Below are 19,934 nucleotides of genomic sequence, written 5' to 3'. Positions count from 1 at the left end.
GCTACATTTATTCTTGATGATTCTTATATAATAAGTTTATGCTCTGATATGAAAGATAAAGATGTTATAATAACAACCGATGACTTTAATCTTAATATGTTATTTTCTTACCCTGTACTTCCTCAGCTAGATATTTCTATATAGTAATTTGATTTTTAATGCTATTGACTTTTTTTATTCTAGTGTATACAATTATATTACTTGGCGGAGCTTTGAATTTCGCCGAGGAGTTTGAGTATGAAAATAATTACACTAATTTTACTGAATATATTTATACTCTTTAGCAGTAATACACTTTTTTCTCAAGATATAACCTTTAAAGTGACAGGTATATCTGGGGTAGCTTTCATAGAAAAGTCTGATAAGTCATTAAGAGTTTTTAGAGGTAGTGAAATACATGAAGGCTATAAATTATCTACAGAAAGTAATACAACAGTAGAGATTACTGTTTTAAAAAATGGAAATAACATAGGAAATATTTCTTTAAATGAAAGAAGTATTATTATGGTTAATTCTTCTGTTTCTAGTGAAGATTCTTATATATCATTATCTTTACTTTATGGATATTTTACTGTTAGCATAGAAGACGATTATCAAGTACATACAGCAAATGTTTCTTCTATGGTTACATATAATAATGTAGCTTCAAAAGTTGAGGTTGCTTTTTCTGAAGATGGTTCTACTATAGTAATTCCTATTAATACTAAGGTAAATGTTTATACAGATAATGACGAACGCATTATTAATCCTAGAGAAGTTTATGTAGCTGAATTTGATGGTAATAATAGAGTGGTAAAACAGGGAAGTGATACAGACCCTTTAGTTTTTTTGAATAAGGGTGAAGAAAATGCAAGGTTAGATTCTACTTCTACTATAGAAAGTTTAATTTCTGCTATGGAGGATATTTCTCAAAATGATTTAGCTTCAGTTTCTAGAGTGTCTCTTACAGATGTGGATAATAGTGAAAAAGATATTTATACTTTAGAGATGAAAAAAAATAGAATGATAGCAGGTAATGAAGGTTATTATAGTTCTATAGTAAGACTTATTAATTCAGATTCTGTAAGTAAGAATGAGATGATACCTTATGCAAGAAAGTCATTGGGATTATATAGTGCTAATCAAAGAGCTATTAGTAAAATGGACTCTGCATTAACTAGAACACGTGATAAATTTAATAGAATTAAAAAAGAATTTGACAGCAAAATGTATGGCGTTTCTGAATAATAGTTATTAATTTAAAGCTTATAATTTTTTATTCTAATATTTATTTAAAATTCACTATTTATATAAAAGGAATCAAATGAGTAAAGTAGTTGTAATTAAATGTGATAATTATGATTTGGATATGGTTAAATCTGCCATTAATAGAGGTATAGATTTACTTGGTGGTATAGATTTATTTGTTCATAGTAATGATAAAGTATTATTAAAGCCTAACTTACTAGCAGCAGAAACAGCTGATAAATCTGTAACAACTCATCCTATAGTTTTTGAGGCTATAGCATCAATTTTACAGGATAAAGGGTGTAAAGTTTCTTATGGAGATTCACCTGGTGTTGGGAAGGGTAGCAGTGTTGCCTTGAAGGCTGGTATTGATGAGGTTGCTAGCAGGCTTAATGTAGAATATGCTGATTTTGATGAGCCTGTTGGTGTTAATTTTCCTGAGGGTGTTCAAGAGAAAAGTTTTACTGTAGCTAAACCTATTACAGAGGCAGATGTTATAATTAGTTTACCAAAATTAAAATCGCATGCTTTAACTGTAATGACTGGTGCTGTAAAAAATCAATTTGGATGCATACCCGGTTTTAGAAAGGCAGAGTATCATTTAAAGCTTCCTGATTTCGAAGATTTCTCTACTATGCTTTTAGATTTGAATAAATATGTAAACCCAAAATTATATATAATGGACGCTATACTTGCTATGGAGGGTAATGGTCCAAGAAGTGGAAATCCAAGAAAAGTAAATGCATTATTATTTTCCACTGATGCTGTTGCTTTAGATTATATTGCTTCAAAGATTATATCTTTTGATTATAATAATATACCAACTTTGAAAATGGGTTTTAAGCATAATTTCTCTAATAAAGATGATATAGAAGTTTTGGGAGATGATATAGAAAGTATTAAAGTTATTGATTTTAAAAAACCTCATAAGAGAATAGGTATAGGAAGAAGTTTGATGAAGTTTGCCAATTTTCCTATTGTTAAAAGGATATTTTCTTTTATTATACCTAAGCCTGTTATAGATAAAAATAAATGTGTAAAATGTGGGGTATGTGTTAAAGTTTGTCCTGTTACTCCTTTGGCATTAAACTTTGATAAAAAGGGAAAAAATTATCCTCCTGAATATTATTATGATAAATGTATAACTTGTTACTGTTGTCAAGAATTATGTCCGCATAAGGCTATATTTTTAAAAAGAAAGTTTTAAATTGCTTGAAGTTTAGTTAATATTATGGTATCATTATACTATATATAATAATAAGTAGAATTTTTTAAAAAGGTAATGATAAATGGAAAATATTAACATAACTAAAATAATGGAGCTTCTTCCGCATAGATATCCTTTTTTGCTTGTAGATAAAGTAATAAGCATAGAAGAAGGTAAAATACATTCTGTAAAAAATGTTACTTTTAATGAACCACAATTTACAGGTCATTTTCCAGAAAGCCCTATAATGCCTGGTGTTTTAATGGTAGAGGCAATGGCACAAACTTCTGGTATATACTGCTATATGAAATTATTGAAACCTGAAGAGATTGGCAATAAGTTTATGTTTTTTGCTAAAATAGATAATGTTAAGTTTAAAAATCCTGTAATACCGGGTGATGTAATGGATATGTTTGTTACTGTTGAGGCTTTTAATGGAACTTTACTTAAAACACATGGTGAAGTTAGAGTAGGGGATAGTTTAGCTTGTTCTGCTGATTTGGGATTATTTTTAGTAGATAAAGAAGCTATGAAAATTAATAAATAATAAGATTAATAAATAATTGGATAACAAAAAATGATAAAAGATATACATAAAACTGCTATTATTTCAGAATCTGCTAAAATAGCGGATAATGTAAAAATAGGTCCTTATGCTGTAATAGAAGGCAATGTAACTATAGGAGAAGACACTATAATAGGTGCTCATAGTGTTATAAAAGAGTACACTAATATAGGTAAGAATAATATAATTCATGATAATGTTGTTTTGGGAGATTTACCTCAGGATATACATTTTGATAGGAATACTGTTACATTTTTAGAGATTGGTGATAATAATGAGATAAGAGAGTTTGCCAATTTGCATAGGGCATCAAAAGAAAATCAAAAAACTATAATAAAAAATAATTGTTATATAATGGCTACTGGGCATGTTGCTCATGATTGTGAGATTAATGATAATGTTATTATATGTAATGGTGCTTTGGTTGCTGGACATGTAAAGGTTGGAAAGGGAGCTTTTATTTCTGGTAACTGTGTTGTGCATCAATTTTGTTCTATAGGTGAATATGCCATGATTAGCGGAATGTCTGCGGTTGGAAGGGATATACTTCCATATGCTTTAACTGCTCATGCTGGTGAGGCTATTATATATAAACTTAATTTAGTTGGAATGAGAAGAGCTGGTTTTACTTCAGAACAGATTAGTCAGGCTGAAGAGGCTTATGATATGTGGTATAATTGGAATAAAACAAAGCAAGAGTTTTTAGATACATACTTAAACGATGATAGTTTAAATGATATAGCTAAAAAAATAGTTGTTTTTATATCAGAGTCTAGAAGAGGCATAACGCCAAGAAAAACAGTATAAAAGATAGTAAATAAAATATATATGCGAATATTTATAGCTACAGGAGAAGTATCTGGCGACATTCAAGGAGCCTTGATTGCAAATGAGATAAAAAAATTAGCACCTCAAACCATACTAGATGGATTTGGCGGTGTTGAGATGAGAAAGGCTAATGTTAATATTTTATCTGATATGTCAACATTATCCACTATGGGAATATTTGAAGGTATTAATCCCAAATTTGCTTTCAAAAAACTTGGAGCCTTTAATATATTAAAAGAATATCTTAAAAATAATAAAGTTGATATAATGCTTCTTGTAGACAATCAAGGAGTTAATCTTATATTAGCTAAGTATTGTGAAAAAAATAATATTCCTTATATTTATTATTTTCCACCTCATGTGGGTATATGGGGAGAATGGAATGCTAAAAGGTTGTTATCTGCTAAAAAAATAATTACGCCTTTCAAATTTGATTATGATGTGTATAAAAAACATAATTGCAATGTGATTTATAGCGGACATCCTTTTGCTGATATTAATTATAATAGGGAAGTTTCTCCTTTAAATATGGATAAAAAAGAATATACTGTTGGAGTATTATTTGGAAGCAGATATCAAGAAATAAAAAAACTTGCTCCTGTATTTATCAAATCTATGAAGATACTTAATGATATGCTATTTGGAAATATAAGATTTATTATACCCGTAGCTTATCCTGAATATAGAGAGCCTATAGAAAAGATTATTGGTAATTATAAAGATTTATTGAACGGAATATGTTATTCTATAATAGAAAATAAAGATGATGTTTATATATATTCTGATGCTCTTATAATGTCTAGCGGTACTGCTAGTTTGATAGCTGCTTGTTATGGAAAACCTATGGTGATATGTTATAAGATATCCCATTTAACTTTCCTACTAGGTAAGATTTTTACTAATATAAAATATGTTGGTATGCCTAATGTTATGCTTAATGAAGAAGCTGCTCCTGAACTTCTTCAAAGAGATTGCAATCCCAATGCTATTAGTAGTCATATAATAAAATATTTAACAGATAAAGAATATTATAATAAAACTAGTTCTAATTTAATTAGGGTAAGAGAATTACTTGGTGATAAAAATGTATTAGAACGTGTTGCTAAAGAGATTATTAATTAAAAATGATAGACGATGATTTTTTTAATAATATAGAAGAATATATAAAAAAAACTGATATAGAGTTTGATATTTTATTTGTAGATTTAATTACGAAAGATAAGATTGCTTTGTTAGTAAATAAGATATTGATTAAATATAGAATCGAAAAATATTATGAAGATGTTATATATATATTAATGGAGCTTATTACTAATGCTATTAAGGCTAGGTATTTACACTTAATTAGCTTAAAAGTGCTTAGTGAGATGTATCCTAACTATTCTTTAGATGAATATTATAATAATCCTGAGATAATGAAAAAATATTCTGATATATTTAGAGATGATGAAAGTAGGGAAAAATTAAAAAATATATTAAAAAATGAAAATAAATTTATATCTAATAACAATAATAATATAGATAATTTTTATAATGATATTTTGTTATTAAATGAAAATACTAAAAGTAAATTTATTATAAAATTATTTATTCATATTACAAAAAATAATATAGAGTTTGATATTGTTAATGATTCTCCACTCATTATGTTAGGAAGAACAAGAATAGATAGTAAAAGATTAACTTTTAAAGAATATTATAATAATGATATGGTAGAGAGTTTTTTCTTAGAGCAATTAGATAATACAGAAAGTGCAGGTTTTGGTTTAGCTTTATGCGATCTTAGATTATATAATATTGGTCTTGAGCCTACAAAACATTTAGAAATATATAATGATAACAATAAAACGCATTCAAAATTAATAATACCTATAAAAGGCGTATTTAGTCATTTGATATTCCATAATAAATATTAAAGCTCTTGAGTGATTTCTTCAATTTTAAATATTTCTAATAAATCACCTTTTTTAATATCATTAAAGTTTTCTATAGAAGCACCGCATTCATATCCAGTAGCAACTTCTTTAACATCATCTTTAATACGTCTTAAGCTAGAAATTTTACTAGTATAAATAAGCACATTATCTCTCATTACTCTCACACCAGCATTTCTCTCTATTTTACCGCTAGTTACATAACAACCAGCAATAGTGCCAACTTTAGGAACATGGAATACATCTCTAACCTCAACAGTACCAATATCCACTTCTTTTTTAAGTCTTTCAAGAGAACCTTTCATAGCATTTTGTATAGATTCTATTGCTTCATAAATAATGTCGTATCTCTCTATAGGTATAGCAAGTTTTTCAGCTAACTCTCTTGCTTTACCAGAAGGACGAACTCTGTATGCAATTATTATGGCATTAGAAGCATGTGCTAAGTTTACATCGCTCTCAGTAACAGCTCCTGATGCACTATATATTGAAACGAATCTTATTTTATCACTTTGTATTTTGTTTAAAGCATCTCTTAAGGCTTCAGCACTTCCTTGAACATCAGCTTTAATTATAACCTTAAACTCTTTCATAGCATCTGAAGCTATTTTCTCATAAAGGTTTTCTAAAGTAACTTTAACATTAGCCTTCAAAGCTTCCTGCTGTTTTAATTGTACTCTCTTGTCAGCTATAGCTTTAGCCTCTTTTTCATCAAGCATAACATTGAAAGATTCACCAGCTTCAGGAGTCTTTTCAAAACCCAAAACTTCAACAGGTGTAGAAGGTAAAGCCTTTGTAACTCTTTGACCTAAATCATTAACCATAGCTCTTACTTTACCAACAGAAAGTCCGCAAACAAAATAGTCTCCAATTTTTAAAGTACCATTTTGTACAAGTACAGTACCAACAGGACCTCTTCCCTGGTCAAGTGAAGCTTCTAATACAATACCAATAGCCTCTCTGTTAGGGTTAGCTTTTAATTCTAGCATTTCAGCTTGAAGTATTATAGCTTCCAAAAGGTCATTAATTCCTTGTTTAGTTAAAGCACTAACCCCTATATATTGAGTATCTCCTCCCCATTCTTCAGGAGTAAGACCATGTTCAGATAAAGCAGCTTTTACTTTATCCATAGAAGCATTAGGTAAATCCATTTTATTAACAGCAACAATAATAGGTACATTAGCTTCTTTAGCATGATTTAAAGCTTCCAAAGTTTGAGGCATAACACCATCATCTGAAGCAACAACAAGTATTACTATATCAGTACTCTTAGCACCTCTTGCTCTCATCATAGTAAAAGCAGCGTGACCAGGAGTATCAATAAAAGCTATTTCTCCGCTAGGAATTTTTACTTTATAAGCACCTATATTTTGAGTAATACCACCGCTTTCTTTAGAAGTGATATTACTATGTCTTATAGCATCAAGAAGCGAAGTTTTACCATGGTCAACGTGTCCCATAATTGTTACAACAGGAGGACGAGGTTTCAAATCTTCTGGCTTATCTTCTTTTATCTCTATAGTAGCTTCTTCTTGTAATGATATAACATTAACTTTACAGCCAAAATCATCAGCAATAATTGTAGCAGTATCAGAGTCAATTATATCATTAACTCTAGCCATAGTACCCATACCCATAAGTTTGGATATTATGTCTGAAGCTCTTAAATTCATTTTTTTAGCTAAATCTCCAACAGTGATAGTTTCCATTATGCTGATTTCTTTTTCAACACTTGCAAGTCTTTGTTCCTGCTGAAGTTTTTTAGCTTGTAATTTATTAAATATTTTATTTTCTTGTCTTTGAGCTGCTTCTGCTTTAGAGTCTTTTTGAGAAGATTTTTTATCGTACTCTTTTTCTTTCTTCTCGTAATCTCTTTTTTTATTATCTTTCTTATTATCTTTTTTGAATGATACCTCTTCTACAGGAGGCGGAGTAATTTGAGTGTTTTTATATTGTTTATCTCTGGAGAAATCTCTATTGTTTGATTCTTTATTAAAACTTTTATTATCTCTTTCTCTGTTATTATCTTTATTATTTTCTCTGTTATTATTAAATTTATTATTAAAAGGTTTTCTTTGCTCTGGAGTTTGAACATTTTCTGTTTTTGCAGAGTCTTGTTTTTCTTTATGTATAATAATTTTTTTTACTACAACCTTTTTTACTTTTTTAACAGTAGCACTAGCTTGACTTTCTTCAGTATTATTAGAATTATTAGATTTTTTGTTAATAATTACTTTTTTAGGTTTATTATCAGAAGATAAGTTTTGCTGATTTTTGTCATTATTACTCTCATTTATTTGAGGCATCATTTTCCTTCTTTTTTAAAGTATTCACTTGCAAGATAAATTTTCTTATCTTACAAGTGTTTATTTTTATATTATTAATTTGTTGCTCTAGGTAATAAATTATTAGTTGCTTGTCCTTGTGTGTTAGGCATAGTAGTAGGAGGAACGATAGTTGGTTCTCCTAATACAGCATTATTTCTTTCTATTACCGCTTTATCTTTTAAATCTATAATTTCTCTTTGAACATTTTGTTCTGCATAAACTCTTTTATAAATATCAGCTATATATGGAGCTGTTTGAGTATTATATTCTGTGATACCATATTGAGCTAATTGTAATTGATCTTTTGCTTGGTCAAAGAATGCTTTAGCTTGCTCTGGAGTTGGAGCTGGTACATTGCTTGCTGCTTGTTCTATTAATTTTTGATAATAGTATTGTGCTTTAATATTTCTGATAGTAGCATCTATTGTAGATTTAGCTTCTTCTGTTTCAAAGAATTTATCTGTTTCTGCTTTTTTTAGCAAAAGTATTTGGTTAATTAAATCTTCTGCGTAGTTTTGTTTATATCTATTATCACTCTCTATCATAGCTATTTGTTCAGGAGTTGCTCCTTGTGCTTTCATAGAGTTTAAGAATACTTTATAATCTTTATTAAAATTAGTTTGATTGATTGTGAAGTCATCTACTTTTAAAACCCATTCACCTTCACCGCCTTGAAGATATGCTAATGAATCTGAAGAGTTAGCAGTTTTTGTGTTTGAACAAGATACAAAAAATATCGATAACACTATTAATGATAAAAATACTTTTTTAATATACATAAAAAATACTCCTTAATTTACAATACAACTTAATAGTTGCAATAGTTTATCATATATGTATTATTAGTGCAAGCTATTTTATAAATATTTATTTCTTACCAGAATACATATTTATCACTAAATTATTAAGTTCTTTTTCTAATATACCATACCAAATAGATTTTCTTCTTTTTAAAGCATTACTATCCAAGGCATATTTCATTAATTTATTATAAGTTTCATTTGCTTTTTGTACATTTTGAAATATAGGAATATGATTAGCAGGGAATATTTCTGTTAAGTTCATTTCTATTTCTTTTTTAATTACTATATCATATATAGGTAAAACTTTTTCGTAACCATTGCATATACTCTGTGCATATTCTAATACCATAGGGTCAAAATCTGGAATAGTTTTTAGTAGTTTTATTATTAATGCAAAAGTGTCTATTGCTTCTTTATAGTTTTCTTTAACAACATAAGCTCCATTAGCATTATTGCATAAATCGCATATAGTTTTATTATCATAAGCAGATATATATTCATTAACTCTCTTGTTGATTTGAAATTTAGGCATAGAGCTAACTGCTTTTGAAATTAAATCTAATATGCTTGTAAATAATCTCTGTTTCCACAAATTTCCTTTTATACTTTTAACAAGTTCTTCCATTTCATTAAAGAAAGCTTCTTTATATTTTTCATTAGGATTAAATATTGCTTCAACTATAGGAATCTCAGTTCCTTTAAAAGATATCATACCATTATCGTAGAAAGATATAATATTTTTTTCAAATATTTCGCTTTTTGTTTTACTATTTTCTTTAAGGAAGTTAAATTGCAAATTTTTTGTAACAATTATTTTAGTATCTTTTGGAGATAGCATGTTTGCTCTAGCTTGCATTCTTGCTGCATTGTTAATAAGAAAACCAGATAAATCTCCATCTTCTGTGATAATAAGAGAATTGTTGCTCATTCCTCCAGCTATACCAGCACTTACTTTAAACTCTGGAAATATTGATGTATCTATATCAGGACATTCTGTTAATATTCTTTTTTTACTTAAAGCTCCAATAATAGCCATAGTGGCACTTAAAGCATCAGTTGCAGATGGGCACATCATTACTATTTCATCGCCCTGCTTTCTGTGAGATATAACATTATAAAATCTTGTAAGTTCGCTTATTTTATTTTGAAGCAAATCATCTAAAGCATGCATTTTAGAAAGATTGTTTTTGTTTTCTTCGCAAAATTTAGTATATCCATGAATATCAAGCATTGCTATATAAATATCAGCTATAGTTAGACTAAGTTTCAAATCTCCAGCAAAATTGTATTTAGGATTTTCTATAACAAATTGGTCCCACAATTTTGGATACATTTCTTTATCTAAGTTATTAAAGAATCCCCAATTAATTTTTCTTATAAGATTAAATAATCCTTTTAAAATATTATTATGGTCATTAATCTTCTCAAAATTAACATTGCTAGCATAAGTAAATATTTCTGAAAAAGTTTTTATTTTTCCAGATACTATTTGTTCGCTTAAATGAGTATATAACTCATACTTTGATGTTGAGGGGGTATAATCTTCTATAGTGTTCACATTGTTTCCTTAAAAAATTATTAATATATCTCAAACCCATTTAAAACTTTAACTTATAAATAAAAAAAAGCAATAGTTATTACATTATAATTTTATGTAAAAAATCTAGCGTATATTCCTGATGGAAGTATCAAATCAGTATTTTCTATAGGAAGAGCTATTTCTCCGCTTTCAAAAAAACCATTATTTTTAATTTGAGTTTGTAAAATGTTTTTAAGAGATATATGAGAAAAACTTGCAGTATAGCAGTTAATTAAAAATAGAATAGGGGAGGGAGATAATAGTTTAACGCATTCTTCTACCAATCTTGTTAAACTTGTTTCTATCTGCCAAAGCTCTCCATTAGGACCTCTGCCGTATACTGGAGGGTCCATTATAATAACATCATATTTTCTCTCTCTTCTCACTTCTCTCAAAACGAATTTAATAACATCTTCTATAATAAATCTTACTTTTTTATTTTGAAAATTATTAATTTCGATATTTGTCTTAGCATGTCCAACAATTTTTTTTGAAGCATCAACATGCACTATTTCATCACAATCCGCATAAGCACAAGCAACAGTTGCACCGCCTGTATATGCAAATAAGTTTAAAGCTTTTATTTCTTTATTTTTATGAGTAGATGATTTTTTCTCTTTGATTTTATCTATTATAAATTGCCAATTAACAGCCTGTTCAGGAAAAAGCCCAATATGTTTAAAGTTTGTGAACTCTATTTTAAATGATAAATCTTTATATTTGATAATAAAGTTTTCTTTTGGACTGTTAATATACTGCCAATATCCACCGCCTTTATCCGAACGATGATATATAGCATCTAAATTATTCCATTTATTTAATTGTTTTTGCCAAATAATTTGAGAATCAGGACGTGATACTAAAAAACCTCCTATATTCTCAAATTTTTCGCCATTTCCAGCATCTAAAATTTTATAATCTTTCCAATCTCTTGCTACAATCATACAATTATTTATTATTTTTGATTATAGTAAGTTACATCATTACGAACTACAACTATATCAACTCTTCTATTTAAAGCTCTTCCATCTGGCAAATCATTAGATGCAACCGGTCTAGTATCAGCATAACCTGCAACAGAATATTTGTTTATATCTAACTTTCCTGTTTGGTCGCTTTCAAATATTTTTTCTAATACAACAATGGCTCTCGCAGTAGAAAGTCCCCAGTTGTTTCCAAACCACTGTTCTGTAATACTTCCTTCCAATATTGCACCAGAATCTGTATGTCCTTCTATTCTAATATCATTTGGTAATGTGCTAAGCAATGAAGCTATTTTTATAAAAGTTTCTGTATTGTTTTGGGTGTTTACTATATTTGTAGAAGCTGATTCAAAATATTGATCTGCTCCTAATGTGATAACAAAACCTCTTTCATCTTCGGATACTCTTACTTTATTGTTTTTTATTTCTGATTCTAATACTGATACTGCTTTATCCACACTTCTACCCATAGAGTAACCTCTGTCCATAGCAGGCAAAGCATCTACATTAGCTCCTCCTGCAACTAATTTACTCTGTGATAAAGTAACCCCACCAGATAAATTACCGAAAGAGCCCTGAAAAGCAGTAGCAAGAAGCTGCATAGTAGAATCACTAATAGATTCAGACATGGTAGAAAGTAATAATACGAAGAACGTAAGTACCAAAGTAACGAAATCTCCATATGTTTGAAGCCATAATGGAGCAGAAGGACCTGGTACTTGTGCTTTATCACCAGCTTTTTTAGCTTTTTTACCAAATTTAATAGTAGCCATTATATATCCTTAAATTATTTATCTATCTCCAACCTGCTCATTAACTTTTTGACGTTGAGGAGGAGGTAAGAAAGATACTAATTTATCTTTAACAATTCTAGGGTTGTCACCAGCCTGTATAGATAATATACCCTCAAGCATAATACTCTGTACAATAGCCTCAGAAGCATGTCTTGCAGCAAGTCTACCTGCTATAGGCAAAGCAAAACCGTTAGCTATAACCGAACCATAGTAAGTAGTAATAAGTGCTACCGCCATACCAGAACCAATGGCTTCAACACCACCACCACCACCTAAGCTTCTAAGCATTATTACAAGTCCAATTAATGTACCAATCATACCCCAAGCAGGATATAATGAAGCAGCATCTTCAAATACCTTTCTTACTGTATCGTGTCTTGCTTCTACGTTATCTATTTCTGTATTCAAAATATTCTTTACTAATTCTGGGTCTGTTCCGTCTACTACAAGCTGCATACCTTTTTTAAGGAAAGGGTCTGAAACTTCTTGTATATCATCTTCAAGTACAAGCAAACCTTCTCTTCTTGCCTTTTCAGAGAAACTTATTAAAGTAATAATTATTTGTGCTTCATCATAGTTAGGTTTGTTCAAAAGAACTTTTATTGCTTTAGGTACACCCAATATAGTTCCTATATCATTTGCAACGAAAAGAGAAGTAGTTCCTCCTAAACCTGTTACAACTGCAGAAGCAATGTCCACCATGTGACCAACATTACCACCACCTGAAATTATACCAAATAAATTGATACCTATAACTAATAAAAAACCTAAAGGTACTATAATATCCATATTTTTTACTCTCTAATATTTTATTTATTTTTTATTTTCTTTCTAATCTTCATTACCATAGAAAGAAGGTTTTTTAGTAGAATCTTCATTTACTATTCTAGTTCTATATTCCACTATTCTATTTAATACAGTTTCATAACTATCTTTAGTTAGAACTTTTCTTCCAGATAGCATAGTGATTACCAAATCAGGAGTTTCCTCCATAAACTCTATTTGATGTGGATTAATATATAAAACGCTTCCGTCAAATCTAGTTACATATATCATAATATTAAGAAACTCCTAACCATTATATTATACTAAAAATAAACAAAAAGTCTAATATTTTTATTTATCTTTTAAGTGCTATAACTTCTTGAAGCAACTGGTCAGCTGTAGTTATAGTTCTAGCATTAGCTTGGAAACCTCTTTGAGTTACTATCATATCAGTAAATTGTTCACTTAAATCAACGTTAGACATCTCTAAAGTACCAGCTTTAATAGAACCTCTTCCTTCAGCAGCAGCAACACCAATATTAGCAGCACCAGAGTTATTGCTCTCTACAAATAAAGTATCTCCTGCTTTCTCTAAACCGCCTGCATTTGCAAATTTAGCCAAAGCAACCTGTCCTAGAGTTTTTCTGTTACCATTTGTAAATACACCAGTAATTTGACCACTGTCATCAAAGCTAAATCCTTCTAGCATACCCATAGTATAACCGTCTTGTTCTATAGCTTTGGTTGTTGAAGGTGATTCAAATTGTGTAATACCATTAAATAAACCAACTTCTCCTAAAGTAAGGTTAATAGTTTGATTTACTTCTCCGTCTGTACCTGTATAAGTAAAAGATACATTAGGCATTAATACGCCTTCAGTTTGAGTATTAGTACCATCGCTTACAGAAATTAAAGAACCAGCATCATTAAATACTAATTGGAAAGTATTATTTCCTCCATTTTCAACAGGGTCACCTGCTGAAACACTTACACTTCCTTCTGTTGCTTCTGGTATTTCTATTACCATATCCCATCTATTAACATCTGTTCTATTAAATGTTGCTCTTAATTGACGAGGTATTCCTGTAGAATCATAAATAGTTAAATCTGCTTGGTGAGTATCGCTATTTTTTTGTAGGTTACAGAAGAACTTAGTGTTTTGTGTAGCTCTTGCTGGATCTTTTGAACCTACTGGTATAATTAAATCTTCTACCCCAGCAGCAGTATTTAATTCCATCATTCCTGTTTCTGGATTAAGTACAGCATTCCAACCTTGTACCTTATAACCATTAGAAGGATTAACTAAATAACCATTTTTATCTAAAGAGAAAGCTCCGTTTCTAGTATAATAAGAACTATTGCCTTTCTTTTCAATAAAGAAACCTTCTCCTTGAATAGCTAAATCTGTATTTACACCTGTAACTTGTAAAGCTCCTTGTGTATGTATTGTGTCTATAGTAGCTACTTGCATACCAAGACCAACCTGTTGAGGATTGATACCACCTCTATCTTCCTGCGGTTTAGCTGCTCCGCTCAAAGATTGGCTTATCATATCCTTGAAAGTTACTCTACCTTTTTTAAAACCGTATGTATTTACATTGGATATGTTATTACCAACAACATCCATTCTAGTTTGGTGATTCTGTAATCCAGATACACCTGCAAATAATGAACGCATCATAAGGCGAATTCCTCCATAAGTAATTATTATTTTATTTATTAAACATTTATTATTTTCTTATAATATTTTCGGTATAATTAAAATTTGCTTAATATTTTTTTATTATCATTTAATTTTAATAGTATAAAAATAATTACAAAAATTATTGTTTTGAAGGAAGTTATAATAATGAGAAATAAAATATATATTGAAATTAAATATGATTTTTTAAAACATAAAAAAGAGATGCTACATTTCGCAGCACCTCTTAAAAATAATACTTTTCATAAACCTTTTATATAATTAATCATCAAATTGTTGTCCCATTAATGATCCATCAGATGATATAAACATTTCCATCATATTGTTAAGTTTTATTTTGTAATTTCCCCATTCTTTTTCTACACTTACCATCATCGCTTGAGGATATGTCTTTTTCACTGTATTAGCAACAGCTTGAGGCAATACACTAAAAGGTACACCGTTATATTCTCCATCTATATTTACCCAGTCACCATTAGTTAAAAAATCTATACTAGCACCATTGGATAAGTTGACATCAAATTTTCCTCCATCTCTTTCTACTTTCCATATTTGAGCACTAGGATATATTTTTTTGATGAAAGTTACAGCTTGTTTAGGCAATGCTGAAGCTGGAACTACCATATCAGCAAATAAAATTGATGTAGAAAAAATTGCTAATACTATTAATGAAGATAATATTTTTTTTATCATATTAAGCTCCTCTATAATTTACTACTATATTTTTTATATACTTGTAAATTATCTTTACAAGATTAATATAAACAAAATTTTAATTTATGTCAACATATTTTATGATTTTATTCTGTTAAATCTACTTCTATATTTGAAATTTTGTTTATTATTTCATCATAACTCATTTTTGCAAGCGAACTATCGCTTCCGCAAGCTATATATAAATCATCAAATCTCTTCATGCTTTTATCAACCAACACAGTAATTCTTTCATCTATTCCAAATGGACATACTCCTCCAAAAGTGAATCCTGTTAAATTAAAAGTATCCTCAGCACTTGCAAAATTTGTTTTGCATCCAAAATATTCTTTAGTCTTTTTTGAAGATATTTTTTTATCCCCAGATGCTATTAACATAAAAAAATCTTTCTTTACTGGTTTTAATAATATAGATTTAGCAACCTGACCTTTTTCTATATTTAAAGATTTAGCAGCATCTTCAACAGTTTTAGTAGCCCCCTTCTCTTCAAACTCTTTATGTTCTATACCAAGTTCATTTAAAACTTTTAATACTTTTTCGCTAATCATAAATATTCTCCGTTTAATTTTGTTTATGCTCTTTTAAAAATAATCCTATTCCAAATAAAATTATTATTATACCAATAAGCTGATTAATATTGATACTCTCTTTTAATATAAAATATCCTAGTATACAAGCCCCCACAGCCTCTCCTAATATAGTCATAGATACAACACTAGCAGAAAACCATTTTAAAAGCCACATAAATACCACATGCCCAAGCATTGTAGATATGAGAGTTAAACCTAATATATTGAGCCAAGTATATAATGGATATCCAGTAAGAGGTGTATTAGTAAATATTACTACAAAAAATAAAAATACAGATGAAGCAAAATATGTTAAACCTGTGTATGTGAGAGCAGATAATCTTTTTCTTATGTATTGCCCAAGCAAAAAGTTAGTACTAATGAGTCCTGCTGATATAAATGCTAAAACATCTCCAATTAATGCGGTAGTGCTTACTTGAAAATCTCCCCAACCTATTATTACAGAACCTATTATAGCTATAATAAAACCAAGTATTGCTAATTTTGTATATCTTTCTTTAAAAATAAAATAACCTGCTACTATAGAAAATAATGGCTGAAGTGTTACTATTACAGTAGAGCTTGCAACGGATGTGTATTTCAAAGATTGAAACCATAATGAATAATGACCTGCTAATGCTATGCCTGATATTAATGATAATAGAAAATCTTTTTTGCTTATTTTTTTCAACTCTTCTAAATTTTTTATTAGAAGAATAGGCAAAATTATTATAAATGAAAATAATAATCTATAAAATGCTGTTATTGAAGAAGGTGCATTAGCAAGTCTTGCAAATATTGCTGACATTGATAATGCTGTTACTCCAACAAATAAAAATATACTTTTTCCCATTACTATAAAAATTATATATTAATAATTTATTTTCTAGAAATTATAATATTTTTTTTGTATTTTTCAATAATCAAAATATTATAAATTGTATTATTATTAGATTGATTTTTTTACTTTATAGTGTATGATTTATATATAAAAATTTATTTAAGAGTATAATTTGAAAGTTAGATTTTTGGGAAGCAGAGGCTCTATACCAACCCCTGGTACTAGTTTTAGTGAATACGGTGGCAATACGTCTTGCATACAGGTTATAGATGATGAAGGAAATTATATTATTCTTGATGCTGGAAGTGGATTAAAAAATCTTGGATATTATGCTCTTAAAAGTGAAAAAAAAGAAAGTATTATTTTATTAACACATTTCCATTGGGACCATATTATAGGAATACCTTTTTTCGCACCATTTTATTCTAATAAATATAGCTTTACAATATACGGTCCTAAAGATAATCATGAAGAGATGTATGAAACAATTAATAATATATTAGCTAAAGATTATTTTCCTATTAATCTTGAACAGTTTGGTGCTTCTATTAAATTTGAACCTTTCTATGAAGGTAAAAAAATAAATTATGGAAATATGACAGTAGAAGCTTTGTGGGTTAATCACCCTTGTTATACTTTGTCATACAAAATCACTTCTAATGATAAAACTTTAGTATATCTAACAGACCATGAACCTTATAAAAAACGTCTTCATATACAGCACCCATCATTAGACCATTATAATAACAATGCTAATTTACTTCATGCTAGGCTAATAGATTATGTGAGAGGTGCTAATGTTTTAATTATAGAAGGGGAGTATACAAAAAGCGAATATATTAATGGGCATGTTGGTTGGGGACATTCTACTTTAAATGACGCTATACAGGTGGGGCTTGATGCTGATGTACCTTATGTTATTATTCACCATCATAATCAAGATAGAACTGACGCACAAATAAAATTGATTTACAATAAACTTTTAGCTTTTTTAAGAAAAGAAGGCATAGATTTGCAATTAGCTTTTGCAAAAGAGGGTTCTTATATTATAATTTAATTAATTCCTAATATTTCAACCCCATGTTTTTTAATTAAAACAGTATGTTCAAAATGAGCAGCAAAAGAATAATCAGCAGTAGATATAGTCCAACCGTCATTTTCTATCACATATTTATCAGAGCCTTCAGTTATCATTAACTCTAATGCCAAAACCATATTCTCTTCTAGTTTTACATCATTGTTTGGATGATAAAAATTATATATATAAGGAGCTTCATGATACTCATATCCGACACCATGCCCCGTAAGAGATTTTATTATACTGTATCCATATTCATTTACTTTTTTTTCAACTTCTCTTCCATAGGTGCTTAAAAGTATATTTGGTCTTAATTTATATATGGCATTCTCTAGAGATTCTTTACAAGCTTTGATTAATTTATATGCTTTTTTATTGCTAGAACTTAATTGATTGCCTTTAACAACCATAGTCCTAGCACAGTCAGCATAATAGCCATTGTACTTTACACCTATATCAATGCATATAATATCGCCTTGCACTAATATTTTTTTATTTGTTGGTCTGCCATGTGCTATTTCATTTCCTATAGATATACTTGTAGAAAAACCATATTCAGGCACTTCTAAATTGGCAGGGTATGCTCCTTTAGATTTTATAAACTTCTCAACATCTTTATCTATTTTTGAAGCTCTTGTTCCTGATAGAGAATATTCAAAAGCTAAGTCTATAGCTTCTTGTGCTATTTTTGCTGCTTTTTTAATATTTTCTATAGCTTTTTCATCTTTGATAGAAGGCTTTACAATATCTGTTGTATTGCTTTTAATAAACATTATTTTTGCCTTACTATTTTAATGATTTAGGTGTGAATATTCTTAGGAGTATAACTAAAATAATAGCACCTAAAATTGCAGACGATAGGTTAATGTTAATGTAGCTAACTATTTCAGTTAATCTTGGCAAATAATATGAACCAAGCAAAGCTCCAATAGTAGCTATTATAAACATCATAATCCAACCGCCAAATACTTTTATATGCAAAACATTATAAAAAATTAAGCTTATTACTATTCCTATCAATATAAAAGCAGCTACTACTATCAAATATTCCATTTTTACCTCTATTATTTATTTTTGATATATATGTTAATATCAATTTGAAGAAAGCCCTATAAAGAAAGATTTTAATTGAGCTTCTTCATCTTGTATAGGTATAAATATCATATGAGAAATATTTTCCCTATCTTTTTCATCAAATTTAATTTTTAATGATAATGATGAGAAAGGATCTGATACATATAATGTTTTTCTAGATGATAAAATCTTTTTAAATAATGCTTCATTTTCATCTATTTCTAATTTATTTTTAGTATCTTCTGTAAGATTTTTAGAATCTACTATTTTGTATATACCATTTTCATCTTTAGTAAGCATAGCAGAATGTAATACATTAAGTCCAGATTTTTCTTTTATCCAATCTAGCATTTCATCTAAGTTTTTATTTACAAACTTTTCACCTTTAATTGCTTTAAGAATATTTTTCCAATTTGAAGTCATATTATCTTTTACTTTTTCTTCAGCCTCTTTATAATCTTCTGGCATAGTAGGTCTTTTCTCTTCAGGATCATATAATTCGCTGTCTATTAAATCTTCTGTATCAAATACATCATCTTCACTTGCCTTTTTTATTATTTCATTGCTATCATAGTTATGTGATTTATCAAATTCGTTTTTATCATCATCAAATAGAAAATCTTTATTAAGAGCAAGATTAAATGAATCTAGAGAAGAGAAATAATCATCTTCTTTTTTGCTAATTTCATTATCAATCATAGAGCCATGACTTATCAAAATATCCTCCTCATTATCAGAAATAATATCATCTATACCTCTTAAAATATTTTTATCATCCTCATTATTTTCTTCCAATACATTATCTAATGTAGGTACATAATCTAATTCCTTATCTTCTTCAGATACGGTATTTATATTATTATCTAAATTATCTATATTTGGTATTAAATTATCATCAACCTCTTCTTCTAAATCTTCATCAATATTATCTATTTTAATAGCTT

20 protein-coding genes and 1 pseudogene are annotated in these 19,934 nt (G+C 28.8%); 7 read left to right on the top strand and 14 right to left on the bottom strand.

From position 1 onward, the window contains the following. The first annotated feature begins 237 nt into the window (after positions 1–237). The 6 genes from E6A48_RS10395 (at position 238) to E6A48_RS10370 (ending at position 5,743) form a co-directional block, all read left to right on the top strand. Positions 238–1,227 (top strand): hypothetical protein, encoded by a 990-nt coding sequence (locus E6A48_RS10395; RefSeq protein ID WP_219710131.1) that lies wholly within the window; start codon positions 238–240, stop codon positions 1,225–1,227. Positions 1,228–1,303: 76 nt separating this feature from the next. Beyond that, positions 1,304–2,434 (top strand): DUF362 domain-containing protein, encoded by a 1,131-nt coding sequence (locus E6A48_RS10390; protein WP_219710130.1) that lies wholly within the window; start codon positions 1,304–1,306, stop codon positions 2,432–2,434. Between the two features lie 82 nt (positions 2,435–2,516). Continuing rightward, positions 2,517–2,981 carry a 3-hydroxyacyl-ACP dehydratase FabZ gene (gene fabZ / locus E6A48_RS10385; RefSeq protein WP_219710129.1) on the top strand — a complete coding sequence of 155 codons (465 nt, stop codon included), beginning with the start codon at positions 2,517–2,519 and terminating at the stop codon, positions 2,979–2,981. Between the two features lie 30 nt (positions 2,982–3,011). Further along, a complete protein-coding gene (gene lpxA, locus E6A48_RS10380; protein WP_219710128.1) occupies positions 3,012–3,806 on the top strand; it encodes an acyl-ACP--UDP-N-acetylglucosamine O-acyltransferase in 795 nt (264 codons plus the stop codon). Positions 3,807–3,827: 21 nt separating this feature from the next. Further along, positions 3,828–4,949 (top strand): lipid-A-disaccharide synthase, encoded by a 1,122-nt coding sequence (gene lpxB, locus E6A48_RS10375; RefSeq protein ID WP_219710127.1) that lies wholly within the window; start codon positions 3,828–3,830, stop codon positions 4,947–4,949. Between the two features lie 2 nt (positions 4,950–4,951). Then, positions 4,952–5,743 (top strand): hypothetical protein, encoded by a 792-nt coding sequence (locus E6A48_RS10370; protein ID WP_219710126.1) that lies wholly within the window; start codon positions 4,952–4,954, stop codon positions 5,741–5,743. On the opposite strand, the gene infB is transcribed toward E6A48_RS10370, so the two are convergent. The 11 genes from infB to E6A48_RS10315 form a co-directional block, all read right to left on the bottom strand. Continuing rightward, positions 5,740–8,067, bottom strand: coding sequence for a translation initiation factor IF-2 (gene infB, locus E6A48_RS10365; protein WP_219710132.1), 2,328 nt, complete (start codon positions 8,065–8,067; stop codon positions 5,740–5,742). The two genes, E6A48_RS10370 and infB, sit on opposite strands and share 4 nt — an antisense overlap. A gap of 74 nt (positions 8,068–8,141) precedes the next feature. Beyond that, entirely contained in the window at positions 8,142–8,867 is a 726-nt protein-coding gene (locus E6A48_RS10360) for a SurA N-terminal domain-containing protein (RefSeq protein WP_219710125.1), read from the bottom strand. An 88-nt stretch (positions 8,868–8,955) separates the two neighbouring features. Continuing rightward, positions 8,956–10,449 carry a nucleotidyl cyclase domain-containing protein gene (locus tag E6A48_RS10355; RefSeq protein ID WP_219710124.1) on the bottom strand — a complete coding sequence of 498 codons (1,494 nt, stop codon included), beginning with the start codon at positions 10,447–10,449 and terminating at the stop codon, positions 8,956–8,958. 92 nt (positions 10,450–10,541) lie between these two features. Beyond that, positions 10,542–11,414 (bottom strand): class I SAM-dependent methyltransferase, encoded by an 873-nt coding sequence (locus tag E6A48_RS10350; RefSeq protein WP_013243718.1) that lies wholly within the window; start codon positions 11,412–11,414, stop codon positions 10,542–10,544. Between the two features lie 11 nt (positions 11,415–11,425). Further along, positions 11,426–12,226, bottom strand: coding sequence for a flagellar motor protein MotB (locus tag E6A48_RS10345; protein WP_219710123.1), 801 nt, complete (start codon positions 12,224–12,226; stop codon positions 11,426–11,428). An 18-nt stretch (positions 12,227–12,244) separates the two neighbouring features. Then, the gene (locus E6A48_RS10340; RefSeq protein WP_013243716.1) at positions 12,245–13,036 is read right to left on the bottom strand and encodes a motility protein A; all 792 of its coding nucleotides are present in this window, start codon (positions 13,034–13,036) and stop codon (positions 12,245–12,247) included. A gap of 42 nt (positions 13,037–13,078) precedes the next feature. Beyond that, positions 13,079–13,303 (bottom strand): flagellar FlbD family protein, encoded by a 225-nt coding sequence (locus E6A48_RS10335; protein ID WP_013243715.1) that lies wholly within the window; start codon positions 13,301–13,303, stop codon positions 13,079–13,081. Positions 13,304–13,367: 64 nt separating this feature from the next. Further along, positions 13,368–14,693: a flagellar hook protein FlgE gene (gene flgE, locus E6A48_RS10330; RefSeq protein WP_219710122.1), complete on the bottom strand. Its 1,326-nt coding sequence runs from the start codon at positions 14,691–14,693 to the stop codon at positions 13,368–13,370. A 282-nt stretch (positions 14,694–14,975) separates the two neighbouring features. Continuing rightward, positions 14,976–15,407 (bottom strand): PepSY-like domain-containing protein, encoded by a 432-nt coding sequence (locus E6A48_RS10325; protein WP_219710121.1) that lies wholly within the window; start codon positions 15,405–15,407, stop codon positions 14,976–14,978. A gap of 107 nt (positions 15,408–15,514) precedes the next feature. After that, complete coding sequence (locus E6A48_RS10320) at positions 15,515–15,976, bottom strand: YbaK/EbsC family protein (protein ID WP_219710120.1); 462 nt, start codon at positions 15,974–15,976, stop codon at positions 15,515–15,517. Positions 15,977–15,989: 13 nt separating this feature from the next. Further along, the gene (locus tag E6A48_RS10315) at positions 15,990–16,850 is read right to left on the bottom strand and encodes a DMT family transporter (protein WP_219710119.1); all 861 of its coding nucleotides are present in this window, start codon (positions 16,848–16,850) and stop codon (positions 15,990–15,992) included. A gap of 160 nt (positions 16,851–17,010) precedes the next feature. On the opposite strand from E6A48_RS10315, the gene E6A48_RS10310 reads away from it, so the two are divergent. Beyond that, the gene (locus tag E6A48_RS10310) at positions 17,011–17,895 is read left to right on the top strand and encodes an MBL fold metallo-hydrolase (protein WP_219710118.1); all 885 of its coding nucleotides are present in this window, start codon (positions 17,011–17,013) and stop codon (positions 17,893–17,895) included. Here E6A48_RS10310 and map read toward each other — a convergent pair. From map to E6A48_RS10295, 3 genes and pseudogenes are all read right to left on the bottom strand, one after another. Then, positions 17,892–18,689 (bottom strand): type I methionyl aminopeptidase, encoded by a 798-nt coding sequence (gene map / locus E6A48_RS10305; protein ID WP_219710117.1) that lies wholly within the window; start codon positions 18,687–18,689, stop codon positions 17,892–17,894. The genes E6A48_RS10310 and map overlap by 4 nt on opposite strands. Before the next feature lie 13 nt (positions 18,690–18,702). Then, positions 18,703–18,969 carry a hypothetical protein gene (locus E6A48_RS10300; protein WP_219710116.1) on the bottom strand — a complete coding sequence of 89 codons (267 nt, stop codon included), beginning with the start codon at positions 18,967–18,969 and terminating at the stop codon, positions 18,703–18,705. Between the two features lie 39 nt (positions 18,970–19,008). Then, positions 19,009–19,934: pseudogene (locus E6A48_RS10295) on the bottom strand (AAA family ATPase); the annotation flags it as partial.

The sequence above is a fragment of the Brachyspira pilosicoli genome (assembly GCF_019402445.1).
GTDB classification, from domain to species: domain Bacteria; phylum Spirochaetota; class Brachyspiria; order Brachyspirales; family Brachyspiraceae; genus Brachyspira; species Brachyspira pilosicoli_B.
Note: the sequence above shows the minus strand (reverse complement) of the source record. Positions and strands in the feature narration are given on the sequence as shown.